The sequence below is a fragment of the Bacillus sp. JFL15 genome (assembly GCF_001184225.1).
In the GTDB taxonomy this organism is placed as follows: domain Bacteria; phylum Bacillota; class Bacilli; order Bacillales; family Bacillaceae; genus Bacillus; species Bacillus siamensis.
This window is the reverse complement of sequence record NZ_KQ236689.1, coordinates 1,102,921-1,125,823: the sequence shown is the minus strand read 5'-3', so window position 1 is coordinate 1,125,823 and position 22,903 is coordinate 1,102,921. Positions and strand designations below refer to the sequence as shown.

The following is a 22,903-nucleotide window of genomic DNA, read 5'->3' as shown; positions in this document are numbered from 1 at the left end:
TAGTTTGATAGAAACCAATTGAATCAGAAAGAGGAGAAGGAATGAAAAAGAGATTCGTTGCACCTATGTTATTGTCCGGCGTTTTCCTTGTCTTTAGCACCGTTACACAGCACGCCCAGGCTGCATACAGCGATTATTCCGTTTATGAGCTGGAAACGAAGCAGCAATTCGCTTCTGAGAATGATGCGCTTCAAGCGGCAGCGAAATTGAAAAAGGATACGGGATGGCAGGCTGACGCAAAGAAAGCCGGTAATGCGCCGCTCACTTATCAAATCTCAGCTTCAGGCTTACACGATGAAACGGACGCGAAAGCCGTGCTGAAAGATCTCACGAAGCAGACTGGAGTGGCCGGGACTTACAGCGCAAGCGGAAGCAAACAGCCATACGTGACCGTCACATCAGGAGTTCTATCAGACGGGCAGCAGACGAAAAACCTTCTTGCCAAATTGACGAAAGAAACGGGCGTGACCGGCGCCGTCAAGGAGTCGGGAACGAAGCAGCCGTACATGCAGGTCGTGACTTCTGAGATCGCAGCCGAAGCAGACGCGAAAATGCTCGCTCAAGATTTGACGAAGCAGACGGGCGTGAAAGCATCATACCGTCCGATCAAGCGGGAAACTGCCCAGTTTCAGATCCAATCAGGAACAATTACCGGCGATCAAAAAGCTGCTCAAATCCAAACTGATTTTCAAAAGGAAACAGGATTACAATCGTCGCTGAAGGTGATAACAAAAGGAAGCCCGAATATCACCGTGACAGCTTCCGGCATTCCGGATGCAAATAAAGCGGCCGGCTTAGCGAAACAGCTCCAGCAGAAAACGGGCATCAAAGGGAATGTTCAAACATATGCCCAAAGCAAAACAGCTGCCGTGTACAACGTGCGGTCAGGGTATTTTAACGGAGTAAGCGCCGTGCGAAATGCCGTCAGCCAAATCAAGAAGAATACGGGCGTCAGCGGCAGTTATCAAAAAGCCGGCACGAAAAATAATTATACGGTCGCGATGAGCGGACTGACGGCTCAGCAGCTGCAAAGCGTTCAATCCTTCTTTAAAAAGAAAAAATGGCATTGCGACGCAACGTCTGTTAAAAAGACAGCGTCAGCGTCCATTTACAGGATTACAGCAGGACAGCTTACCGCCGCACAGGCAGATCAAGCGGAGGCGTTTTTCCGCCAGCAGCATGTAAAGATGGCAAGAACCGCGGCAGGAATAACAGCAGAAAACCAATATCAGCTGCTTTCTCAGCAGACGGCAGACCAATCGAAGATTAAAAAAGGATTGAATCTTCTGGCCGGATATAAACTGAGTGCCGTTTCCAAAACAGCAGCCAAGCAAACGGGAACAACGTACCAAGTCACAACTGAATCACTGCTTGATACGGCAAAGATCAATCGATCGCTGGATTTCTTCAAAGGGAAAAAAGTATCCGCTTCTTCACAGAAAACAGGTGAAACAGCGTATACACAATTCAGGATTGAAACGGCGCCGCTGCTTAAGAAGGAAGACATTGACCGCGTGACTGCCTTTTTCAAACAAAACAAAGCGGCCGGCACTGCAAAGGAGACGGGGAAAACCGCCTATTCACAGTACGTCATCAAAACCGAAAAGTTCACTGGTAAAACCGTTTTCAATAAAAGCATGAGCTATTTCAGCGCCAAACAATTGCAGGCCGGCTATACGAGTGAAAGCCATCCGGTTTATGAGCTCCATCTCCGCGATCAATTCACGGGCTCGCAGTCTGCGGACGCCGCCTCTCAAAAGCTGAAAAAGCTGTACGGATGGACGATGACTATTTTGAAAATAAAAAACGGACCGCAAATTATGAATACCAATTACAACATCTCGCTTGCGGATATGGTCAAAAAACAAATGACAGTCAGCCCGCAGACTGATGCCTCGGCTTACGCGTCGCTTACTTACATCAATACGGCTTCCGGGACGGTCACAGCCGACGTCCTGAACGTCCGATCAACCCCGGAAGTCAGCTCAGGCAATATTATCGGGCAGTTGAAAAAAGGCGATAAAGTCAGCATCACCGGCCAGACAAACGGCTGGGCCAAACTCAGCATGGGCTGGAGAAACGCCAGCAGTGATGAAGTCGAGCAATACGTCAATCCTGATCACTTCGCACAAGACAGCAAGTATTATTTTCAATTTCTGAAGCTCTCTCAGACAGCGGGATTGAACGCATCTGAATTGAACCAAAAAGTGCTGGTCAATAAAGGAATTCTGACAGGCAAAGGCCAGGCCTTTATTACAGCCGCCGGAAAATACAGCATCAATGAAGTGTATTTGATTTCGCATGCTTTGCTTGAAACGGGCAATGGCACGTCAGAGCTTGCAAACGGCATTACGTATAATGGAAAAAAGGTTTATAACATGTACGGCATCGGGGCTTATGACAGCAACCCGAATTATTACGGCGCACAATACGCATATAATCAAGGCTGGTTTACTCCGGAAGCCGCGATTATCGGCGGAGCCCAATTTATCGGTGCGTCATATATTCACAACTCCGCATACGAACAGGATACCCTGTATAAAATGAGATGGTCTCCAGCCGCATCCCATCAGTATGCGACAGACATCGGCTGGGCGTATAAGCAGGTAAACCGCATGTACAGCTTATACTCACTTCTGGACGACTACACGCTTTACTATGATGTTCCTGTGTATATGAAAGTGTAAAAAAAAGGCTGAAGTTGTTGCTTCAGCCTTTCTTCATGCAAAAAAACACCCGCCTCGGATTCAGGCAGGTGCTTCAGCACAATTTTTCATTTTTGTTTCCGCAAATTTCAATAACGCTTCACTCGAATTCCCATTTGAATACATATTCCATTTGTCCGAGAACCGCTTCATTTCTTCTGCATGAAATGGCTTTTTCGTCATTTCCTCGAGAAGGGCTTTGCTGTCATGACAAGCTCTTCCGGGGATGACCGAAGCATAATTGTCGATCAAACCGCGTTTTTGATCGTATTCCTCCAGATCATAGGTGAAAAAGAAAATCGGTTTATTTAAGAGTGCGAATTCAAAGGGCACGGAAGAGTAGTCCGTAATTAAAATATCAGCCGCTTTCAAGAGATCATGAAGACGCATGTCAGACACGTTCTTGATTGATTCGCTTTCAAACGAAGCTGAAATATGATGCAAAACGGCAGGGTGAAGCTTTACAAGCAGCATATACTCTCCGTTTAATTCGTTTGTGAGCTGTTCCTCGGTGAATGGGAGCCGGAAGGATTGCATATCATAATCCCTGAATGTCGGTGCGTACAGAATGATTTTTTTCGGCCATTTGCGCACCGGTTCCGGCTTGTTTTCTTCATAATAGACGTCAGTCAGGGGAACTCCCGTTTTTAACAGCTGGGCATCCCGTATACCGAACGACTTTTTAAAAACGTCAGCCATCTCATCTGAACCGACGGTGACAAAATCAAACGAACGATACACTTTTTTAAAGCGGCTGATATCTGATGCAGGCCGGCTTTGGTTCGTCACGTCCTCAAGGCCGAACTTTTTCAAAGAGCCGTTCGCATGCCATACTTGAATGCATGTCGTTTGCGGCCGGCGGTTTAAGACGCTTGTCAGGAGAAAATAGTTATCCGTTATGACCACTTTGCTCTTAAAAAGGATGAAAACGACCTTCACAAGATGCAGAGGGTTTTTTTCGTTCAGATAAAAAGAGCCGAGACCTTCCAGCTCCTTTTTCAGACTGACGGCATGTCTCGTATACAGAACCGTCACTTCATAAGAAAGCGATTCAGCGTGCGCCTTGTAAGAACGGATGAGAGCCTGGGCATTCTCTTCAAAAGATACCAGCAGGGTCAGGTGATTCTTTGGCTTTACAGGCTTGAACAAAACGCCGAGAACCGACAGATATATAGAATAGAAAGCGGCGAATAAAGATCGCAAGTTCATAGATTACCAATCTCTTTTGCTGTTTTATTTGTTTAAAGCTGTTTCGTTTGATCTTCAGCCTGCTTGGAGTACAGGCTCTTATTTGATTTATTGTTTCTCAAAACGGTAAAAGCATACTTCGGAATGTTCAGCATCCTTTTCCATCTCCACGGATTTGTCACCAGTCTGTACAGCCATTCCAGATTTGTTTTGATCATCCATTCAGGGGCGCGTTTCACCGTTCCGCTGAACACATCAAAGCTTCCGCCCAAACCGATTGAAACAGCCTGAGGAAAAAGATGTTTGTATTCATAAATAAATTGCTCCTGATGCGGATATCCTAAGGCGACAAACACGATATCGGGTTTCGCCCGGGAAATCTGTTTGGCGACGAAGCGTTTATCGGCTTCATAGCCGTTGCTGGCTCCGACAACCTCGATATTCGGATACTCTTTATCGATCCGATTCAAAACGGCGTCAAGCACGTCTTGCTTAGCTCCGTATAAAAATATTTTTTTAGACTGCCGGTTTGCGAGACCGAGCAGCGACAGAAACACATCGAATCCCGCAATTCTTGATTTCAGCGGGTGCTGCGTCAAACGTGACATTAACACGACGCCGATACCATCCGGCAGGACGAAATCCGCGGAAGAAATGACTTGATGATAACCTTTGTCTTTCGCCGCAGCGTATCCGATCTCTGGATTGACCGTCGCAATGACGGCTCCTTGCTTTTGTGCGATATAATAAGTGTCTAAATATGAAATAAACTCCTGTAAATTTCCATTAACATAAGAAAGGTTGTGCACCATTTCAGTCTGCATCTGCCGTCCTCCTTTTTGTACGGGATTTTCTTTCACTTTTTCGTGACTTGAGCTAAGCTTTATTTTAACATAATACCTTCAGATAAACTTAACAATAGTTTTACAAAAATATAAATAAGATAACAATTTCTTTAATCATACGCGCAAAAACCCTGCTAAACTCCTATTGCAATAACATTTGTTAATAAGTGGAATTTAACTTCGTTTTACATTAGCTTAACCTTTTCAGGGCTATGTGATATAATGAGGTTCCATGAGTACGAAATTGGCACTTTAGTGATTAAGGATACAGCTGCACAGCATTTCAGGGCAGTTGCTTGTTATACGTATGATGATAGAAAGGAGCTTTTGTTTCATGAAGAAGGTCATTACTTACGGAACGTTTGATTTACTGCATTGGGGTCATATTAAACTGCTCGAGCGCGCGAAGCAGCTTGGAGATTATCTTGTCGTTGCCATCTCAACAGATGAGTTCAACCTTCAAAAACAAAAAAAGGCCTACCACAGCTATGAACACAGAAAGTTAATTCTTGAAACGATCCGTTATGTCGACGAAGTTATTCCGGAAAACAGCTGGGATCAAAAAGTCCGGGACGTAGCGGAGCACAACATCGACGTGTTCGTAATGGGAGACGATTGGGAAGGCAAGTTCGACTTCCTTAAAGATCAATGCGAAGTCATCTATCTCCCTAGAACCGAAGGCATTTCCACTACTCAGATTAAAAAAGAAATTGCCGGGGTGTAATTGAAACATTCGGATATGCAGATGATAAAGAAGTACTCCCTCCGGATAGGGAGTACTTCTTGTAATATAAGGTTATTTTCGCTATATTTGTTATGCGCTTTTTTTAAAAAAGCTAGACAATAAGAGGAGAATTTAAAATGAATCTTAGTAACTTTTTTAAATTGAATAAAAAAGAGTCCAAGCCGTCCATAGAAGAACGTGAATATACCATTTTAAACAAAGAAGCATTGGCGGATGAAAAGAAGGTAGCGGTAGTCGTTCCTGTTTATAATGCAGAAGAATATGTGCGGAAAACAGTTGATTCAGTAATCCTTCAAAATATCGGCTTTCAGCATATTTCTTTAATTCTGGTCGATGATTGTTCAACTGATGATTCCAGAAACATTCTGACTGAATACGCCGAGCTGTATGAAAATATTACGGTCGTATTTCTGAAAGACAATACGGGAACTCCCGCTTATCCGAGAAACTTGGGAATTGAGCTTGCAAATGCAAAGTACATTACCTTTTTAGATGCGGATGATTGGTTTGCGCCGAACGGCGTTAAAATTTTATTCGACATGCTTGAAAGAGATCATGTGAATTATGCGGTCGGAAAAACGATCGAAATGCAAGTGAACGGGCAAAAAACAATCGGGAAACATGAGTCCTCACTGAACAGAGCGAAAGTATCGCCTTTTTCAATCCGGCATATTTTCTATCATCTCGGCCCGCGGGCAAGAATGATGAACTTACAATTTCTAAAAGATAATGATATCAGATATCCGGAAATGAAATTTGCTGAAGATAAGCAATTTTTTATGGATGTTCTTTTGTCGTGCGGAGATATTTCAACGTCAACAGAACCGGTTTATTATCTGAACAGAATGGACAATAATGAGTCGCTGACAAAAAAGACGAATATTATGGAAAAAACCGATACGAACATAGCCGTAATGAAGTATATTCTGAACAAAAAATTAGATACTGAGAAAGAAAAGATGGCGATGAACCGCCTGATTGAATTCGATTCCATTACGCGGCTTTTCGATCGGATGCACTTCCTGAAAAGCGAAAATAAAGAAGCTTACTACAATAAATTCAATGAAATTCTGAATGTATTAAAGAAGACGAAGTACGATATTTCCGAGACGTTTTTTCATCCGATCCATAAAACAGCCTACCGCCTGCTGATTCAAAAACGGTATGATGAAGTCGAAAAGCTGTTCCGATGGTCTAAAAAAGAGCCCAATAAAAACATCGTGACCCGGGACGGACTGGCTTATTTAGAAAGCCCGCTGACGGATGAAGAAAATAAACTGGTCGAACTGCGCATGCACGGGGAAACGGAAAGCGCGGTGTTCGCCGATGATAAATTCAGCATTACGTTCCGCTTGTTCGGACAGGACAGAAATAATGCCCAATATATTCAGTTTCAGCACAGAGAAAAAATGAAAGTATACCACCAGTTTCCGGTACAGTCACTGGGAGACGGGCGGTACGTCCTTGAACTCCCGTTACGTGACATTGAAAAAGTCAGACTTGGCGGTTATATTATGTATGTCATTTATAACGATTATGAACGGGTCATGTTAAACAGAGAAGATGATGAAAAGGTAACAGCAGAAGCGAACGGACTGCACTATCAATTCTACCGGACGGTGAAGGAGAACCTATCGCTGAAAGTATCAAAATGATGATTATGATTGGATATGTTTAATTGAAACAGAGGAGTAGACTTATTTTATGGGTATAGAAAATCCTGTCAGATACAAGTTAAAACATCTTAATATAAAGGACGATACATTCAGTATTACGATATCCTGTGAAAATGCCGCTTTAGAGGAAGAGCCTTCTCTTCAGATTATAAATCGTAAGACAAAAGCGGAACTTTCCGTCCCTCTGAAACGGTTGCCCGGAGAAGGCGGGGAGTACCATGCTGTCATGGGCACGGAGCTGCTTTCTGAACATACGGGCGGCAAAGGATGTCTTGATTTCTATGTCTCCTTTATCAATGATGACAGTGATATCAATAAAAAACGGTTAAAATCCAGCCTTGAACCTATTGAACTGTCTTCTTATAAAGATGAGGCTCATCATATGTTCTTTTTCCCTTATACGACGAAGAAAGGGAATTTCTCCTTAAAGCTGCTGCAGAGAAAGTTCGTCACGCGAATTGATGAAATGGAGCTTGAATCTGACGGCAGCTTACATCTGAAAGGTTTTGCATTCCGGCTGAATGCAGCAGAAAATTTAAAGATAAAAGAAAAAAACCTGATTCTGAAAATGAAAAAAGGAAAAGAAGAGGAGCCTCTCATTCTGAAGTATCCGCTTCATGACGTGCCGAGACACGACCTTGATGAATATGTTCAGGATACAACGGCACTTGACACGATAGGCTTTGATACAAAAATTGATTTGAATGCCATTTATAAAGAATTGAATCAGCAGCTTATCTTTCAATTCCATATTCAATTCATTTTTGAAGATGCCGGGACGGGTGAAGAGGTTATCACCAACAGCAAGCCGTTAAAGGCACTGAAATCTGAACAAGTAAACCCTAACCAATTCACGATTCTGAAAACGGAAAAAGGGCCTGCCAGATTTCATGTTTTCACGAAAAAGAAAACGAAAAATCTCCATCTGAGAATGAATGATTACAGTTTCAGCACCCGTGTGGAGTATTTTGTAAAAGGAAAGCTGAAACGGGGCGCATCATTTATACGCAAAAGAAAGAATAAGCTGAAAAAGTTTATTGAGAAAAGAATACAAAACACTTATAAAGCAGGATTCAGGCTTGCAGGGAAACTGCCCGTCAAACAGAAATTTGTCATGTTTGAAAGCTTTGCAGGAAAACAGTACAGCTGCAATCCGCGGGCAATTTACGAATACATGAGCAAAGAAATGCCTGAATACCGTCTGTGCTGGAGTGTAAATCCCGCTTATTCACAGACATTTAAAGATAAAGGAATTCCTTATATCGAACGTTTTACGTTTAAATGGCTGTTTGCCATGGCAAGAGCCGAGTTCTGGATTGTCAACAGCCGTATGCCGCTGTGGATCCCGAAACCTGAGCATACGACATATGTCCAGACATGGCATGGCACGCCTTTAAAGCGTCTTGCCGTTGATATGGATGAAGTGCATATGCCGGGAACAAACACTGAAAAATATAAGCGCAATTTTACGACAGAGGCTTCAAAATGGGATTATCTGATTTCACCGAACGCCTATTCAACAGAAATTTTCGCTCGGGCGTTTCAGTTTAATAAAACCATGATTGAATCTGGATATCCGCGGAATGACTTCCTTCAGACGGATAACAGTCCTTCTGTCATCAAAGCGCTGAAAGAAAAAATGAACCTTCCGCAAGATAAAAAAGTGATCATCTACGCACCGACATGGCGGGATGACCAATTTTATAAGAAGGGAAAATACAAGTTTGACCTTGATTTAGACCTTCACCAATTGAGAGAAGCGATCGGCGACCGTTATGTCATTATTTTACGGATGCATTATCTGGTTGCGGAAAACTTTGATCTCGGACCGTATGAAGGGTTTGCATATGATTTCTCCAGCTACGAAGATATCCGTGAGCTGTATATGGTCTCTGATTTACTCATAACGGACTATTCATCTGTCTTTTTTGACTATGCAAATCTGAAAAGACCGATGCTGTTTTATGTGCCTGATATCGAAACGTATCGGGATAAACTCAGAGGGTTTTACTTTGACTTTGAAAAAGAAGCGCCCGGCCCGCTGGTCAAAGAAACGGGTGACGTTATCAAGTGGGTGAATGAAACGGAATCAGACAATTATAAGCTTCCGGATTCGTTCGGGCCTTTTTATGAGAAGTTCTGCTATTTAGAGACCGGGGAATCGTCTGAAAAAGCCGTAAAAGTGATTTTCGGGGACAAGTAAATAAGTGCAAAAAAGCATAATTTAACCACGTTAATTATGCTTTTTTGCTTAAAAGACGGCATGTTGCGCTCACCGGACGCAGGCTTGTTATGAAGTGAAAAATACATCGTAATCTGTTACAATTATGAGCGGTGCTTTTGTAAGTCAAAGCTATGACCAAAACTTACGACTAAGGAAGATTAGAATGAATGCATTGGTAAAAATTCTGAAAGAGCAATTCAACTCATTTCCGCTGATTATGCGGCTTGCAGTGTACGAAACGAAATCAAAGTATCAAGTGAACTATTTGGGTATATTGTGGCAGTTTCTCAACCCTATGATTCAAATGCTGGCTTACTGGTTCGTATTTGGTCTCGGGATTCGCGGCGGACATGATATGGTGCTTGGAAATGGAGACAGCGTACCGTTCATCGTCTGGATGCTGGCCGGCTTAATTCCTTGGTTCTTTATCAGTCCGACGATATTGGATGCATCTAACAGCGTTTTTAAACGGATAAATTTAGTATCGAAAATGAACTTTCCGATCAGTTCACTGCCTTCTGTAGTGATCGCATCGAATTTATTCAGTTACTTTGTGATGATGGCGATTTATATTATTGTGCTGCTGAGCAACGGGCTGTTTCCGACGCTTCACTGGCTGCAATATATTTATTACTTGTTTTGCATGATCAGTTTTATGTTTGCTTTCGGCCTGTTTAATTCGACTATCAGCGTATTAATCAGGGACTATCAGTTTTTGCTTCAGGCCGTCACAAGGCTTCTCTTTTTTCTTCTGCCGATTTTCTGGGACATTGCCGAGAAATTTGGAAACAGACCTGAAGTTTTGACCATCTTGAAGTTAAACCCTCTTTTCTATATTATCGAGGGCTTTAGAGACAGCTTTATGGAAGGGCAGTGGTTTTTCCACGATATGAAATATACGCTGTATTTCTGGTTCGTCACACTGCTGTTGTTAACAGTCGGTTCACTTCTTCATATGAAATTCAGAGATAAGTTTGTTGACTTTCTTTAATATAGTAAGGAGATTATACGATGAAACTAAAAGTTTCGTTCAGAAATGTTTCAAAACAGTATTTTCTATATAAAAAACAGTCTGACAAAATTAAAGGGCTGTTTTTCCCAAACAGAAATCAAAAAGGTTTTTTCGCTGTCCGAAATGTTTCTTTTGACGTCTATGAAGGGGAAACGATCGGATTTGTAGGAATCAACGGTTCGGGAAAATCAACGATGTCCAATCTGCTTGCAAAAATCATTCCGCCGACAAGCGGTGAGATTGATATGAACGGGCAGCCGTCTTTAATCGCCATTTCTGCCGGATTAAACAATCAATTAAGCGGTAAGGATAACATTCGTTTGAAATGCTTGATGATGGGTCTCAACAATAAGCAGATAGACGAGCTTTATGAAAAAATCGTTGAATTCGCGGATATCGGCGACTTTATAGATCAGCCTGTTAAAAGCTATTCAAGCGGTATGAAATCCCGTCTCGGTTTTGCCATATCGGCGCATATGGACCCTGACATCCTTATTATCGATGAGGCGCTCTCAGTAGGGGACCAGACTTTCTATCAAAAATGTGTGGACCGCATTACGGAATTTAAAGAACGCGGCAAAACGATCTTTTTCGTCAGTCATTCCATCGGACAGATTGAGAAAATGTGTGATCGGGTGGCTTGGATGCATTACGGCGAAATGCGTATGTTTGATGAAACAAAAGCGGTTGTGAAAGAATATAAAGCTTTTGTGGATTGGTTCAACAAGCTTTCCAAGAAAGAAAAAAAGAAATATCAAAATGAGCAGATTGAAGGCAGAACGCGGGCTGCCGAGGAACAGAAAATCTCTCAGGCGCAGCAAAAGAAAGCGAAGCCCAAATTCATTGCCAATACGATTCAGATTACGCTGCTTGCATTGCTGGCTGCAGGAGCTGCCGCTTCGATGTTTTCAGACAAGCCTCTGCGTGCGATCGCCTCTTTCGGCGACGTCAAACAGAGCGATGCCGGCCTTTATGAGTCTGTGAATAAACCTGCTTTGGTAAAAGCTGAAAACGCGGATCTTTACGCCGGAAAAGATATAAAAGGGAAAATCTCGGCAAGTGTAAATTTCGGTACGAAGGTGCGGGTAGAAGCCGAGAATAACCAAGCGGCCAAAGTGAGATTAAACGATAAAGAGTACTTTATGAAAAAGGCTGATTTGCATAAAGTGAACGCTTTAAAAACGACGGATGTTCAGCTCAGCGATTTCAGCAGCAGTTTATCAAGCGAAACGACAGAAGAGTTTCTCTCATATATCAATAAGAGCCTTGACGACGTGCGGAGTAAATTGAAAAATCCAGCTGACGGGCAAACGGATGACGGACGGAAAGTATTAAAAGTATCCGATGCGAAAACGGATTTTGTGATTGACAATGATACAGTCTCCGAAGTGATTTTTCATTTATCGCGTCCCGCAGACATCTCAGCTTTAAGTAAAAAAGGCGGCAGCAAAATCAATCAGAACTTGTTCATGCTTAAAAACCAGAAATATACTTTCTCTGTGAACAATGCTGATCAAACACTGACCGTAACATCTAAAAAGTAAAGATCACATAAAAAAAGCTGCCGGATTCGGCAGCTTTTTCTATTCGTCAGCTTCTTCTTTTTCAAGAAGATCCTTCATAAACGGAATTAATTTATGACGGATATCTTTGTCCTGTAAGGCAAATTCAAGCGTCGTTTCGATGAACCCTAGTTTTTCCCCGACGTCGTAACGTTTTCCTTCGAAATCATAAGCGAAGACACGCTGAATGTCATTGAGCTTTTGAATGGCGTCCGTTAATTGAATTTCTCCTCCTGCACCGACTTCCTGCTGTTCCAAATACATGAAAATTTCAGGAGTGAAAACGTATCTTCCTAAAATCGCCAAGTTGGAAGGAGCTGTGCCCGCTTCAGGCTTTTCTACGAAATTTCTGACTTGGTAACGGCGTCCTTCATTTGTTAACGGGTCGATTATTCCGTAGCGGTGTGTATCACTTTCAGGAACTTGCTGAACCCCGATAATGGAAGACAATGTTTTTTCATATTCGTCCATCAGCTGACGAAGTCCCGGTTTTTCGGCCTGGACAATATCATCGCCGAGAAGAACGGCGAAAGGTTCATCGCCGATGAAGTTGCGTGCGCACCAAACCGCATGACCGAGTCCTTTTGGCTCTTTTTGGCGGATATAGTGGATATCTGCAATGTTTGATGATTTTTTCACTTTTTGCAGCAGTTCGATTTTACCCTTCTCTTCCAGATTGCGCTCCAGTTCAGGCGCATTGTCGAAATGGTCTTCAATTGCTCTTTTTCCTTTTCCGGTTACGATAATAATGTCTTCGATGCCGGATTCGACAGCTTCTTCGATAATATACTGAATTGTCGGCTTATCAACGATTGGAAGCATTTCTTTAGGCATTGCTTTTGTGGCAGGCAAAAAACGTGTGCCTAAACCTGCTGCCGGAATAATGGCTTTGCGTACTTTCTTCACTGAATAACACCATCCTTGTTTCTGCTGAATCTTTTTTTCAGAACTATAACCTAGTCTTTTTCCACTTTACCACAATTGATTAAAATTCACACCTTTTAATCCGCTTTCAAAGAGTCTTGTAAAGGATTTTGCTTTGTTTGCCGTTAAGCTTTACAATATCTAAGAAACGGCATAAATATGTTAACATGAAGGCAATATCCGACATATAAAACGAGGTGCAGACAAACCGTTGAAAAAACTAAAAGTAATGACCGTATTCGGTACAAGACCTGAAGCAATTAAAATGGCTCCGCTCGTGTTAGAGCTTGAAAAATATCCGGAAATTGATTCACTGGTGACTGTAACCGCACAGCACAGACAGATGCTGGATCAAGTGCTTGAAGCATTCAGCATTAAGCCTGATTATGATTTGAACATTATGAAAGAGCGTCAGACGCTTTCTGAAATTACGTCTCATGCCTTGCTGAAACTGGACAAGCTGTTCCAAGAAGTAAAACCAGATATCGTTTTGGTCCACGGAGATACGACGACAACTTTCGCGGGAAGCCTTGCCGCCTTTTATCATCAAATCGCCGTCGGCCATGTGGAAGCCGGTCTGCGTACGCAAAATAAATACTCTCCTTTCCCTGAGGAAATCAACCGGCAGATGACGGGCGTGATCGCTGATGTGAATTTTGCGCCGACAAGCCAGGCTGAACAGAATCTGCTCGCGGAAAATAAAAAGCCGGATTCCATATTTGTCACGGGAAATACGGCGATAGACGCACTTCAAACGACAGTGCGGGAAGATTATTTTCATCCGATTTTTGATAAACTGGATGGAAGCAGGATGATCCTCCTGACAGCGCACAGACGTGAGAACTTAGGAAGACCGATGGAACAGATGTTTAAGGCTGTCAGAAGAGTCATTGAAGAGTTTGAGGACGTACAAGTTGTTTATCCCGTCCATTTGAATCCCGCAGTACGTGAGGCCGCAGAAGACCATTTCGCTGATTCGGACAGAGTGCATTTAATAGAGCCGCTGGAGGTTGTGGATTTCCATAATTTCGCTGCGAAAGCCCATTTCATTATGACCGACTCGGGCGGAGTGCAGGAGGAAGCGCCTTCCCTCGGTAAGCCGGTCTTGGTGCTCCGGGATACAACCGAACGCCCTGAGGGAGTGAAAGCAGGAACATTAAAGCTTGCGGGCACCGATGAGGAAACCGTGTATCAGCTGACAAAACGGCTTTTAACCGATCAGGCTGAATATGAACGGATGTCAAAGGCGTCCAACCCTTATGGTGACGGATCTGCGTCAAAACGGATTGCGGAGGAACTGCTTTATCGGTACGGCTATAGAAAAAACCGTCCGCAGCCTTTTACAGAATAAAAAACTCTGCATCGCATGCAGAGTTTTTTATTATTTCAGGCTTTCTTTTAATTCTTTTTTGACTGAAGCGAGGCTTGCTTCATCTAATTTGTAGTAATAGATATGGTTGATTCTCGTTCCCGTTCCCTTCAGTTCATGCTGAATAACTTTGCCGCGGGCGTTTTTATAGTCAGTCATGACCGTCCACATATCATCGAATGACATGTTTGTTTTCATATTGTTTTCAATAACCTTAAACATATCGCCGAATTTCGTGACAGACGAAATATTTGCCCCTTTAGCGATAATCCCTTCAATCACTTGGCGCTGGCGCTGCTGCCTGCCGAAATCCCCCCGGGGATCTTCTTTTCTCATACGCGTGTAGGCAAGTGCTTCTTCACCGTTCAGGCTGATGTTCCCCGTTCCGAAAGAGTGCCCGTCGTAGTTGAAGGCAAACGTGCTGTTCACCGTAATCCCGCCGAGTGTATCCACCGTATCTTTGAAGCTTTCCATGTTTACTTTCACAAAATAATCTACCGGCACGTCAAGCAGGTTCTCGACGGTATCCGCGGCCATCTGCGTCCCGCCGAAAGCATAGGAGTGGTTGATTTTATCCATCGTACCTTTGCCGGGGATTTTCGTATACGTATCACGCGGAATGCTGACCATTTCTGTTGTATTCGTTTTAGGGTTGACGGTCATATAAATCATCGTATCCGCGCGTCCCTTATCATTTTTCCGTTCATCGACGCCCATGATTAAAACAGAAATCGGGTCCTTCTTTCCGAGATCTATATCTGTGTCGCGTTTGTCCGATTTTTTTAAGTCTTCCTGAATGCTTGCCACCGTTGAAGCTGCTTTATGCCACAAGTAGTAGACGTAGCCTCCTGATGCTAAAACTAACAGCCCGATGATCGTTACGATTGTCAGAAGAACTTTTTTCTTCTTTCTTTTTCGTTCAGCCCTCATTTGTCATCACCTTTTCTATTAACTTTCACGATGCAATTTACTAATCTTTATAAACCCAGTCATATTTTTACTTCTAACCGTGTAATAGACGAAATTCTTAAAAAAAAGGTTACAAAAAGACCTTAAAATTACCTTAAAAAAAAGTTAGTATAAGACGATAAATAAAGATGAGGTGAAAAAAATGAAAAAAACTGTTGCAGCTTCGTTCTTAATACTGCTTTTTTCAGTTGTGTTAGCAGCATGCGGAACGGCGGATCAATCAAAGAAGGGAAGCGGTTCTTCGGAAACGCAGGCTCAAAAAGAAACGGCATATTATGTCGGTATGGCGGATACGCACACAATTGAAGTAAAAGTCGATGATCAGCCTGTCAGCTTTGAATTTTCTGATGACTTCTCTGATGTTCTGAATAAATTCAGCGAAAATGACAAAGTCAGCATTACTTATTTCACAAATGATAAAGGCCAAAAAGAGATCAAGGAAATCGAGAAAGCAAAATAATACATCATGATCAGCAAAAGGCGGGATAAAAATTGAAGAAAACAATATGGGCTGTCTGTTTTTCTGTGATATTCAGCCTGGCTTTATTACCGGAAAGCACTTTTGCGGCCAGTTCGGATATCTCAGTAAAACTGACGAATTATATTGGTAATAAATCGACTCTGAATATCGAACCCTCCGGAACTTATAAACTGACGGGAAGCGGTGTGTCTTCCGTTGTCAGATTGGGAGGCGCATCCAAATATGATACAGCAAACGCCGCGACATCAAAGTATTGGAAAAATCCGTCCAACGTAGTCGTCGTGAATACGGATGCTTATTTTGCGGACACGCTTTCCGTCATTCCTTTAGCGAATAAACTGAAAGCGCCTGTGCTGCTGACTGAATCGAAAAAACTCAGCAGCAGCACGGAAGCGCAAATCAAAAAATACAACCCGGATAATATTTTAATCATCGGCGGGGCGAACAGTATTTCGTCAGCCGCGGAAAAAACATTGAAAAAATACGGCCGCACGAAACGGATCAGCGGAAAAAACAGATATGATCTGTCCAAAAATATCGCGGCCGAAATGGGCAGCTATGACCAGGCAATCGTAGTAACCGGAGATGTTTATACGGATGCGCTGGCAATCGCACCTTATGCCGCGCAAAACGGCTATCCGATTCTCCTGACGAAAAAAGACTCCCTCCCGAGCTACAATCTGCCTAAAAAAGTGATCATCATGGGAGGCACTTCAAGCGTCAGCAAAGATGTGGAGAATCAAATTAAAAAGAAAGCTTCAGTGACAAAAAGAATTACCGGTTCAAACAGATATCAAATATCAGCAAATGCAGTCACTTCGCTGGGCATGGATGCAAGCAAAGCAGTTGCTGCCAACGGGACAAAATTAGCGGACATCGTTGTCGGCTCGAATATTGCCGCCGCAAATCATATGCCGCTTGTATACATCAAAAAAAGTGAAACGCCGGCCGACGAAGCCAGCCTTTTTAAAGCAAAAGGCACCTATTCTTATACATTAATAGGCAGCACGAATTCAATTGCAGATTCAGTTAAGGATGCTTACTCAAAAGAGTTTTATCTCGTAAACGGAAAAACGTACCGCATTGAAACATCCGGCGGCAAACTAGGCGTTGCCGGTATTAACAGCGGAAAAACGTCTTTCAAGGCGGTTCCTGAAAAATATTCAACATCGAACACAATCAGCATTGACGGAAAACCGTATTTGGGGAATATGAGTTTTTCTGCGGAATCCGGCAAATATGTAAGACCTGTAAATGAAAACATTCCTTTTGAGGATTATTTGAAAGGTGTCCTGCCGAATGAAATGCCGGGAAGCTGGCCGACAGAAGCGCTGAAGGCTCAGGCTGTTGCCGCCCGCACCTACTCTATCAGCAAGACGGGACAAACAGTTGCGGATTCAACGGCTTTTCAGGTGTACGGGGGATACAGCTGGTATCCAAACGCCACCGCAGCCGTTGACGGAACAAAGGGAAAAGTGCTTACTTATTCCGGCAGATTGATAGATGCCACCTACTCATCAAGCAATGGCGGCTACACTGAAGCGGGCGATGAAGTATGGGGCTCAAAAGTGCCGTATTTAGTAGCCAAAAAGGATACAAAAGATCCGGAAATCAGCTGGTCTTTAACATTGCAGAAACAGCAGCTGCCAGCCGGTCTGGATATGAAAAACCCCGCATCCTGGTGGTCCAAAACAAATGAAGCAAATGCTGCGCAGCTCAACGGAATAAAAAATTGGCTGATGAAAAATAAAGAAACCAATGCAAATTCCATAAAAATTGCAAGCATCTCTGATCTCTCGCTCACCGGAAAAACAAAAGGGCAGCGGGCAGAAGACGCTGCGGTGAAGGTGACATACCATGTGAATGATAAGTCGAAAGGCTATGTCATGAACAAGACTGCATCCTTTGAGGTGAAGGCGTCAGAACTCAGAACGATGATCGGAGCTTCATCTTTTAAAAGTACATACGCCAGTGCTTCCGCTGATTCTGCGAAAATCACGATATCAGGAAAAGGATACGGACACGGCGTGGGAATGAGTCAATACGGAGCGAGAGAAAGAGCGGAGGCCGGAGAGCCGTATACTTCTATTCTTGCGTTCTATTATCCTAATACAGCACTTACAAACTACTAAACTTCTGTGGAGGAGATCGGATTGAAATTCATCATAAAATGTCTCCCTGTCTTCATTCTCGGGGTCATTCTTTTTGTCCCGTCCGCTTTGGCTGACAATACGGTCAAAAGGATCGGCGGAAGCACCCGGTATGATACGGCTGTACTGGCGGCAAAACAATCATGGGGTGAAGCGAAAACGGTAATTATCACCGGCGGAACTTCATATGCCGATGCAATTGCCGCTGCGCCGCTTTCATATCAAAAAAATGCGCCGCTGCTGTTTACAAATAAAGATCAGCTGTCTGCCGGCACAAAAAAGGGATTAATTGATTTAAAAACGAAAAATGTGATTATCGTAGGCGGCACACCTGCCGTTTCGAAAAATACCGCAAATCAAATTGCTAAATTAGGCATCAGTGTCAAACGATTATCCGGGAGCACGAGATATGCCACAGCCGCAAAAGTGGCGGGTGAAATGACAAGATCTTCTACAGCTCTTGTGGTCAACGGGTTTGTTGATGCAGATGGAATGGCTGCGATTTCTTATGCGTCCGCTAAAAAATATCCGATCTTATTCACCAATGATTCAACACTGAATGGATCTACGTCAAATGCGATCAAAAGCCTGGGGATTAAAAATACGATTGTCATTGGCGGGACAAGCAGCATCAGCAGCTCACTTTACAATAAGCTGCCGAACCCTTCAAGAATCAGCGGCAAAAACCGCTATAACCTGTCTGTGAATCTTGCGAAAAAGACAAGCCTCAGCACAGGCTATACGTTTATTACCAATGGTTTTAAAGAGCCGGATACCATTGTCGCAGGCGTTTTAAGTGCCAAACAGGGAAGAGTTCACCTTATGACGAATGGGGACAGTCTGTCAAAGGACGTCCGGACGTATATCGGAAGTAAACGCATCACCAGCTTCACCGTCATAGGGAGTGCATCATCTTTAAGCAACAATGCGGCATCGCAGCTTAAAAATCCAGTTGTCGGCAAAACGGTCTTTATTGATCCGGGACACGGCTACCAGGATTCAGGAGCAACGGGCAATGGCCTGCTTGAAAAAAATGTGAACCTTGATATCGCAACACGCCTAAACAATCAATTATACGGCGCGGGCGCGCTTACTGTAATGTCGAGGACGGGCGACACCTTTGATTCACTTGAGGAGAGAGTGAACAAAGGGGCGAAGGCGAACGCCGATATTTTCATCAGCGTCCATGCAAATGCGAATGATAACAGCAGTGCAAACGGTACGGAGACATATTATGATCCAACCTACCAATCCGCAAACAGTCTGAGACTTGCCCAAAATATTCAGCCGAGAATGGTTTCTGCTCTCGGCACGCGTGACCGCAGTGTGAAAACTGCCGGATTTTATGTGATTAAGTATTCTAAAATGCCGAGTGTCTTGTTAGAAACCGGTTTTGTCACAAGCCCGATTGATGCCAATATTTTAAAACAATCAACGAAAAAGGACAGACTCGCGGCGGGGATCACCCAAGGCGTCTCCTCCTATTTCAGATAATATTTTCCATTTAAAACAGACCGATTCATACCGGTCTGTTTTTTTATTTTTCATTATGCTTTGACTCAAATATGGATATGAATAGATTTACAATAAAAAAACAATAATCGAAACATTCTAATAAACATTAACGTTTCCTTTACTTCCAATTAACATCCATCTGCTAAACTCACGGCATAGGTCATCAAACATCCCAACAAATCGTGAGGTGTGTGTCAGTGGGAGCAGAGAAAAGCATGAATGTAAATAATAACTATGCAGTGCGGCAGGGGACTTCCGCTGCCGTAACGGAAAAAACGGCCCGTTATTTGGCTTTTAAGCGATTCATGGATATTGTGTTTGCGCTTGCGGGGCTTTTGGCGGCGCTTCCGATAATAGGCCTGTTCTCCATACTGATTCGTTTGGAGTCGCCCGGCCCGGCTTTTTATAAGCAGGAGCGGGTAGGCAAAGACGGGAAGCCGTTTTATTTGTATAAGCTCCGCTCTATGAAAATAGATGCTGAAAAATCGGGTGCGGTCTGGGCGCTGAAAAAGGATCCCCGCGTGACAAAGGTCGGCGCTTTTATCAGAAGGACCCGTATTGATGAGCTGCCGCAGCTGGTAAATGTGCTTCGGGGAGAAATGAGCCTGATCGGCCCGCGCCCCGAACGGCCCGTGTTTACGGAACAGTTTCAGGCAGAAATCCCGGGATTTACGGAGCGGCTGGCTGTTAAGCCGGGATTAAGCGGCTGGGCGCAGGTCAATGGGGGATATGACATGACACCGAGGGAAAAGCTGATGTTTGACTTATACTATATCCGCAACCTGACCTTTTCATTGGAACTGAAGATTATGCTCAAAACGTGCAAAGTAATCTGGACCGGTGACGGGGCACGATAAAAATTCTGGTCAGCAGACAAAAAGTAGGGAAAACGATGCCTAGTATTACAAATCAAATTTTGAGCGGCGCCAAATGGACAAGTATTTCGACAGCGTGTATTACGGTCATTCAAATCGTTCAATTTGCCCTGCTCGGGCGGGTCATGTCACTGGCTGAATTCGGCCTTGTCGGCATGATCACAACGGTAGCGGTGTTTGCCCAAATTGCGCTTGATATGGGGTTTGGCGCCGCGCTCATTCAAAAAGATCATGTGACTGAAAAACAGATGTCTTCCTTGTACTGGCTGAATATCATAACCGGGCTTGCACTGTTTGCGCTGCTGTTTTTCAACAGCCCGCTCATTGCTGATTTTTATCAGCGGGAGGAGCTTGACTATTTAGTCCGCGTGCTGGCCGTCATGTTTTTAATCGCACCGATCGGTCAGCAATATCAGTATATGCTGCAAAAAGCGCTGGCATTTAATTCGTTAAGCAAAATTGAAATCTTTTCAAATGTGCTGTCCTTCGTTTACTTGGCGGCTGCGGTTTTTTATACGGACCCGATTCTCGCGTATGTGATTTCCCAGGTGCTGCTGCAATCGTCGAAAGGGATTCTGTACTGGATGGCCTGCAGAAAAACATGGCGTCCGTCGTTCGTTTTTGATCTGAAGGGAATGAGAGGCTTCTTTTCTTTCGGAGCCTTTCAGCTGTCTTCCCGGCTTGTGAACCGGCTCGGGGCGAATATTGATATGATTCTGATCGGCAGTTTTATCGGCGCCGAGGCCCTTGGCATTTACAATCTGGCCTATCAGATGGTCACGCTTCCGGTATTAAAAATTAATCCAATCATTACAAGAGTCGCGTTTCCCGTCTTTGCGAAAAACAAGCATGAAAACAGCGCCATCAGAGAAGGCTTTCTCAATATGACCAAAATGCTCGCGCTGATATCCTTTCCGCTTTTGCTCGGTTTGGTTTCAGTGTCGGATGCATTCGTGGCTTCGGTATTCGGAGAAAAATGGCTGGCGGCTGTCCCGGTCTTAAATGTTCTCGCCATTGTCGGGATTTTAAGGGTCCTGATGAACCCGAACGGATCTGTGCTGCTGGCAAAAGGGCGGGCCGATCTGGCGTTTTATTGGGACGCCGGGGTGATGCTCCTGTATGGTGCATCATTGTACGCCGCCGTGCTGTCCGGAAATCTCTTGACGGTAGCCTGGACGTACGCATTCATCAGCATCTTGAATTTCCTGATCGGCCGCTGGCTGTTGGCATATGTCATTAAGCTGCGGCTGTCGGCTTACTTCAAAGCCGTGGCCAAACCGTTTCTGCTTACGGCGGCGATGGGTGTCATCGCCTTTACAGCCAGCCTCGGAACGGAGCGGATCAGCCTTGATGTAAAGCTGCGTCTGGCGATCTCAGTAGCCTGCGGCGCATTGTGTTATTTATTTCTTTTAATCAAAGCTTATCCGCAGATGAAAAGTAAATTAAGAAAAGGGCGTTTGCTATGAAGGTATTGTGGATGACAAGTGTCTATCCGAGCAGTGAAAAGCCGGGGGAAGGCGTTTTTCATGAAACACAGGCGCAAGAACTGAGCAAGCTTGGCGCGGAGATGACCGTTATCTGTCCGCGGCCGAAACTCGCCGCGCCATTCCGGCTGCTGAAAAAGACATATCGGCAAAAGGATATAAGGCCTGCGCATGAATGGCGGAAAGGCGTGTCCGTACACCGGCCGTTTTATCAGGCGGTCCCCGGGCAGCTGAAATGGGCGCAGCCGCATAAAAGAATGGCGGCATCGGTTCTTTCTGCGATCAAAAAGAACGGCCTGAAGCCTGACCTGATTCACGCGCATTTCGCCATGCCGTCAGGCGGAGCGGCCGCCATTGTGTCAAAGGCTCTGGGAATTCCGTATGTCCTGACCTTGCATGGCAGCGATGTCAATGTCTATCCGCATTACAGCAAAAGCGCTCATCGCGCATTTACATTTGCGGTGCGGGAGGCTGCCGATATTTATGCCGTCAGCGGCAGTCTGCGGGAACAAATGAAGAAGATCAGCGCAGCGGATTGCAGCGTGCTTCCGATCGGCATCACGTTTGACGCCTTCCAAAAAAGAAACGAGACGAAAGAAGCCATCAGAAAACGGCTCGGCCTTCCTCCGGATAAAAAGCTGATCGCGTTCATCGGCAGGCTTGTCAAAGAGAAAGGCGTTTTCGACTTATCAAAAGCCGTTCAGTCATTGGATGAAAGATTTGAAGCCGTCTTTGTCGGTGACGGACCCGCCGCAGCCTCATTGCGGGAAGCCGCTCACATCGTCACGGGGCAAGTGCCGAATGACAAGATACAGGACTATCTGCTGGCGTCGGATATCATGGCCCTGCCGTCCTACAGCGAAGGCATGCCGACCGTGGTCATTGAGGCGCTTGCTCTGAAGGTGCCGGTGCTCTGCACTGATGTCGGAGGAGTGGCTTCTTTATTCGGTAAATACCGGGGGCTGCTGATCAGACCGGGTTCACCCGAAACGCTGGCGGAATCCATCCTGCGATATGAAAAAGGAGAGGCATGGACAACGCAAACAGCCGAAGAACTTTATCAAACCGTCCGCACGTATTTTGACGCAAGCCAAAACGCAAAAGCGCTGAAAGAGAAATACCGGACCGTCATGAACCGGGCCGGGCAAGAGGAGAACCTTTCGAAAGAGGGATGAAGCT

17 protein-coding genes are annotated in these 22,903 nt (G+C 44.4%); 13 read left to right on the top strand and 4 right to left on the bottom strand.

The features are described from left to right. The first annotated feature begins 41 nt into the window (after nucleotides 1-41). Entirely contained in the window at nucleotides 42-2,687 is a 2,646-nt protein-coding gene (locus AD710_RS05655) for an N-acetylglucosaminidase (protein ID WP_049627518.1), read from the top strand. 60 nt (nucleotides 2,688-2,747) lie between these two features. On the opposite strand, the gene AD710_RS05650 is transcribed toward AD710_RS05655, so the two are convergent. Next, nucleotides 2,748-3,914, bottom strand: coding sequence for a CDP-glycerol--glycerophosphate glycerophosphotransferase (locus tag AD710_RS05650; protein WP_049627517.1), 1,167 nt, complete (start codon nucleotides 3,912-3,914; stop codon nucleotides 2,748-2,750). A 32-nt stretch (nucleotides 3,915-3,946) separates the two neighbouring features. Continuing rightward, the gene (locus tag AD710_RS05645; RefSeq protein WP_016937746.1) at nucleotides 3,947-4,717 is read right to left on the bottom strand and encodes a WecB/TagA/CpsF family glycosyltransferase; all 771 of its coding nucleotides are present in this window, start codon (nucleotides 4,715-4,717) and stop codon (nucleotides 3,947-3,949) included. 355 nt (nucleotides 4,718-5,072) lie between these two features. Between AD710_RS05645 and tagD the strand changes: the two genes are divergently transcribed. The 5 genes from tagD (at nucleotide 5,073) to tagH (ending at nucleotide 11,939) form a co-directional block, all read left to right on the top strand. Beyond that, nucleotides 5,073-5,462 (top strand): glycerol-3-phosphate cytidylyltransferase, encoded by a 390-nt coding sequence (gene tagD, locus AD710_RS05640; protein WP_016937747.1) that lies wholly within the window; start codon nucleotides 5,073-5,075, stop codon nucleotides 5,460-5,462. A 137-nt stretch (nucleotides 5,463-5,599) separates the two neighbouring features. Then, complete coding sequence (locus AD710_RS05635) at nucleotides 5,600-7,138, top strand: glycosyltransferase family 2 protein (protein ID WP_049627516.1); 1,539 nt, start codon at nucleotides 5,600-5,602, stop codon at nucleotides 7,136-7,138. A 49-nt stretch (nucleotides 7,139-7,187) separates the two neighbouring features. Then, the gene (locus AD710_RS05630; protein ID WP_049627515.1) at nucleotides 7,188-9,362 is read left to right on the top strand and encodes a CDP-glycerol glycerophosphotransferase family protein; all 2,175 of its coding nucleotides are present in this window, start codon (nucleotides 7,188-7,190) and stop codon (nucleotides 9,360-9,362) included. A gap of 184 nt (nucleotides 9,363-9,546) precedes the next feature. Continuing rightward, on the top strand, nucleotides 9,547-10,374 hold the full coding sequence (locus tag AD710_RS05625; protein WP_016937750.1) for an ABC transporter permease: 828 nt from the start codon (nucleotides 9,547-9,549) through the stop codon (nucleotides 10,372-10,374). A 20-nt stretch (nucleotides 10,375-10,394) separates the two neighbouring features. Next, the gene (tagH, locus tag AD710_RS05620; protein ID WP_049627514.1) at nucleotides 10,395-11,939 is read left to right on the top strand and encodes a teichoic acids export ABC transporter ATP-binding subunit TagH; all 1,545 of its coding nucleotides are present in this window, start codon (nucleotides 10,395-10,397) and stop codon (nucleotides 11,937-11,939) included. 39 nt (nucleotides 11,940-11,978) lie between these two features. Here tagH and galU read toward each other — a convergent pair whose 3' ends face one another. Next, entirely contained in the window at nucleotides 11,979-12,863 is an 885-nt protein-coding gene (gene galU, locus AD710_RS05615; RefSeq protein ID WP_016937752.1) for a UTP--glucose-1-phosphate uridylyltransferase GalU, read from the bottom strand. A 229-nt stretch (nucleotides 12,864-13,092) separates the two neighbouring features. Here galU and wecB point away from each other — a divergent pair, with 229 nt between their 5' ends. Next, nucleotides 13,093-14,232, top strand: coding sequence for a non-hydrolyzing UDP-N-acetylglucosamine 2-epimerase (wecB, locus tag AD710_RS05610; protein WP_049627513.1), 1,140 nt, complete (start codon nucleotides 13,093-13,095; stop codon nucleotides 14,230-14,232). Between the two features lie 30 nt (nucleotides 14,233-14,262). Here wecB and tagU read toward each other — a convergent pair whose 3' ends face one another. After that, nucleotides 14,263-15,180, bottom strand: a complete 918-nt coding sequence (tagU, locus tag AD710_RS05605; protein WP_049627512.1) for a polyisoprenyl-teichoic acid--peptidoglycan teichoic acid transferase TagU — start codon at nucleotides 15,178-15,180, stop codon at nucleotides 14,263-14,265. 181 nt (nucleotides 15,181-15,361) lie between these two features. On the opposite strand from tagU, the gene AD710_RS05600 reads away from it, so the two are divergent. From AD710_RS05600 to tuaC, 6 genes are all read left to right on the top strand, one after another. Next, on the top strand, nucleotides 15,362-15,679 hold the full coding sequence (locus tag AD710_RS05600) for a hypothetical protein (protein WP_016937755.1): 318 nt from the start codon (nucleotides 15,362-15,364) through the stop codon (nucleotides 15,677-15,679). A 32-nt stretch (nucleotides 15,680-15,711) separates the two neighbouring features. After that, complete coding sequence (locus AD710_RS05595) at nucleotides 15,712-17,832, top strand: SpoIID/LytB domain-containing protein (RefSeq protein WP_049627511.1); 2,121 nt, start codon at nucleotides 15,712-15,714, stop codon at nucleotides 17,830-17,832. A gap of 21 nt (nucleotides 17,833-17,853) precedes the next feature. Further along, nucleotides 17,854-19,344, top strand: a complete 1,491-nt coding sequence (locus AD710_RS05590) for an N-acetylmuramoyl-L-alanine amidase (RefSeq protein WP_049627510.1) — start codon at nucleotides 17,854-17,856, stop codon at nucleotides 19,342-19,344. Between the two features lie 218 nt (nucleotides 19,345-19,562). Then, nucleotides 19,563-20,222: an exopolysaccharide biosynthesis polyprenyl glycosylphosphotransferase gene (locus tag AD710_RS05585; RefSeq protein WP_049627509.1), complete on the top strand. Its 660-nt coding sequence runs from the start codon at nucleotides 19,563-19,565 to the stop codon at nucleotides 20,220-20,222. A 35-nt stretch (nucleotides 20,223-20,257) separates the two neighbouring features. Beyond that, nucleotides 20,258-21,706, top strand: a complete 1,449-nt coding sequence (tuaB, locus tag AD710_RS05580; RefSeq protein ID WP_049627508.1) for a teichuronic acid biosynthesis protein TuaB — start codon at nucleotides 20,258-20,260, stop codon at nucleotides 21,704-21,706. After that, nucleotides 21,703-22,899, top strand: coding sequence for a teichuronic acid biosynthesis protein TuaC (tuaC, locus tag AD710_RS05575; protein WP_049627507.1), 1,197 nt, complete (start codon nucleotides 21,703-21,705; stop codon nucleotides 22,897-22,899). The genes tuaB and tuaC overlap by 4 nt, the downstream gene beginning before the upstream one ends. Nucleotides 22,900-22,903 lie beyond the last annotated feature (4 nt).

What these genes read in the sequence shown, in the direction of transcription:
- AD710_RS05655 (WP_049627518.1), top strand. Translation starts at nt 42, where the DNA reads ATGAAAAAGAGATTCGTTGCACCTATGTTATTGTCCGGCGTTTTCCTT.
- AD710_RS05650 (WP_049627517.1), bottom strand. Translation starts at nt 3,914, where the DNA reads ATGAACTTGCGATCTTTATTCGCCGCTTTCTATTCTATATATCTGTCG.
- AD710_RS05645 (WP_016937746.1), bottom strand. Translation starts at nt 4,717, where the DNA reads ATGCAGACTGAAATGGTGCACAACCTTTCTTATGTTAATGGAAATTTA.
- tagD (WP_016937747.1), top strand. Translation starts at nt 5,073, where the DNA reads ATGAAGAAGGTCATTACTTACGGAACGTTTGATTTACTGCATTGGGGT.
- AD710_RS05635 (WP_049627516.1), top strand. Translation starts at nt 5,600, where the DNA reads ATGAATCTTAGTAACTTTTTTAAATTGAATAAAAAAGAGTCCAAGCCG.
- AD710_RS05630 (WP_049627515.1), top strand. Translation starts at nt 7,188, where the DNA reads ATGGGTATAGAAAATCCTGTCAGATACAAGTTAAAACATCTTAATATA.
- AD710_RS05625 (WP_016937750.1), top strand. Translation starts at nt 9,547, where the DNA reads ATGAATGCATTGGTAAAAATTCTGAAAGAGCAATTCAACTCATTTCCG.
- tagH (WP_049627514.1), top strand. Translation starts at nt 10,395, where the DNA reads ATGAAACTAAAAGTTTCGTTCAGAAATGTTTCAAAACAGTATTTTCTA.
- tagU (WP_049627512.1), bottom strand. Translation starts at nt 15,180, where the DNA reads ATGAGGGCTGAACGAAAAAGAAAGAAGAAAAAAGTTCTTCTGACAATC.
- AD710_RS05600 (WP_016937755.1), top strand. Translation starts at nt 15,362, where the DNA reads ATGAAAAAAACTGTTGCAGCTTCGTTCTTAATACTGCTTTTTTCAGTT.
- tuaB (WP_049627508.1), top strand. Translation starts at nt 20,258, where the DNA reads ATGCCTAGTATTACAAATCAAATTTTGAGCGGCGCCAAATGGACAAGT.
- tuaC (WP_049627507.1), top strand. Translation starts at nt 21,703, where the DNA reads ATGAAGGTATTGTGGATGACAAGTGTCTATCCGAGCAGTGAAAAGCCG.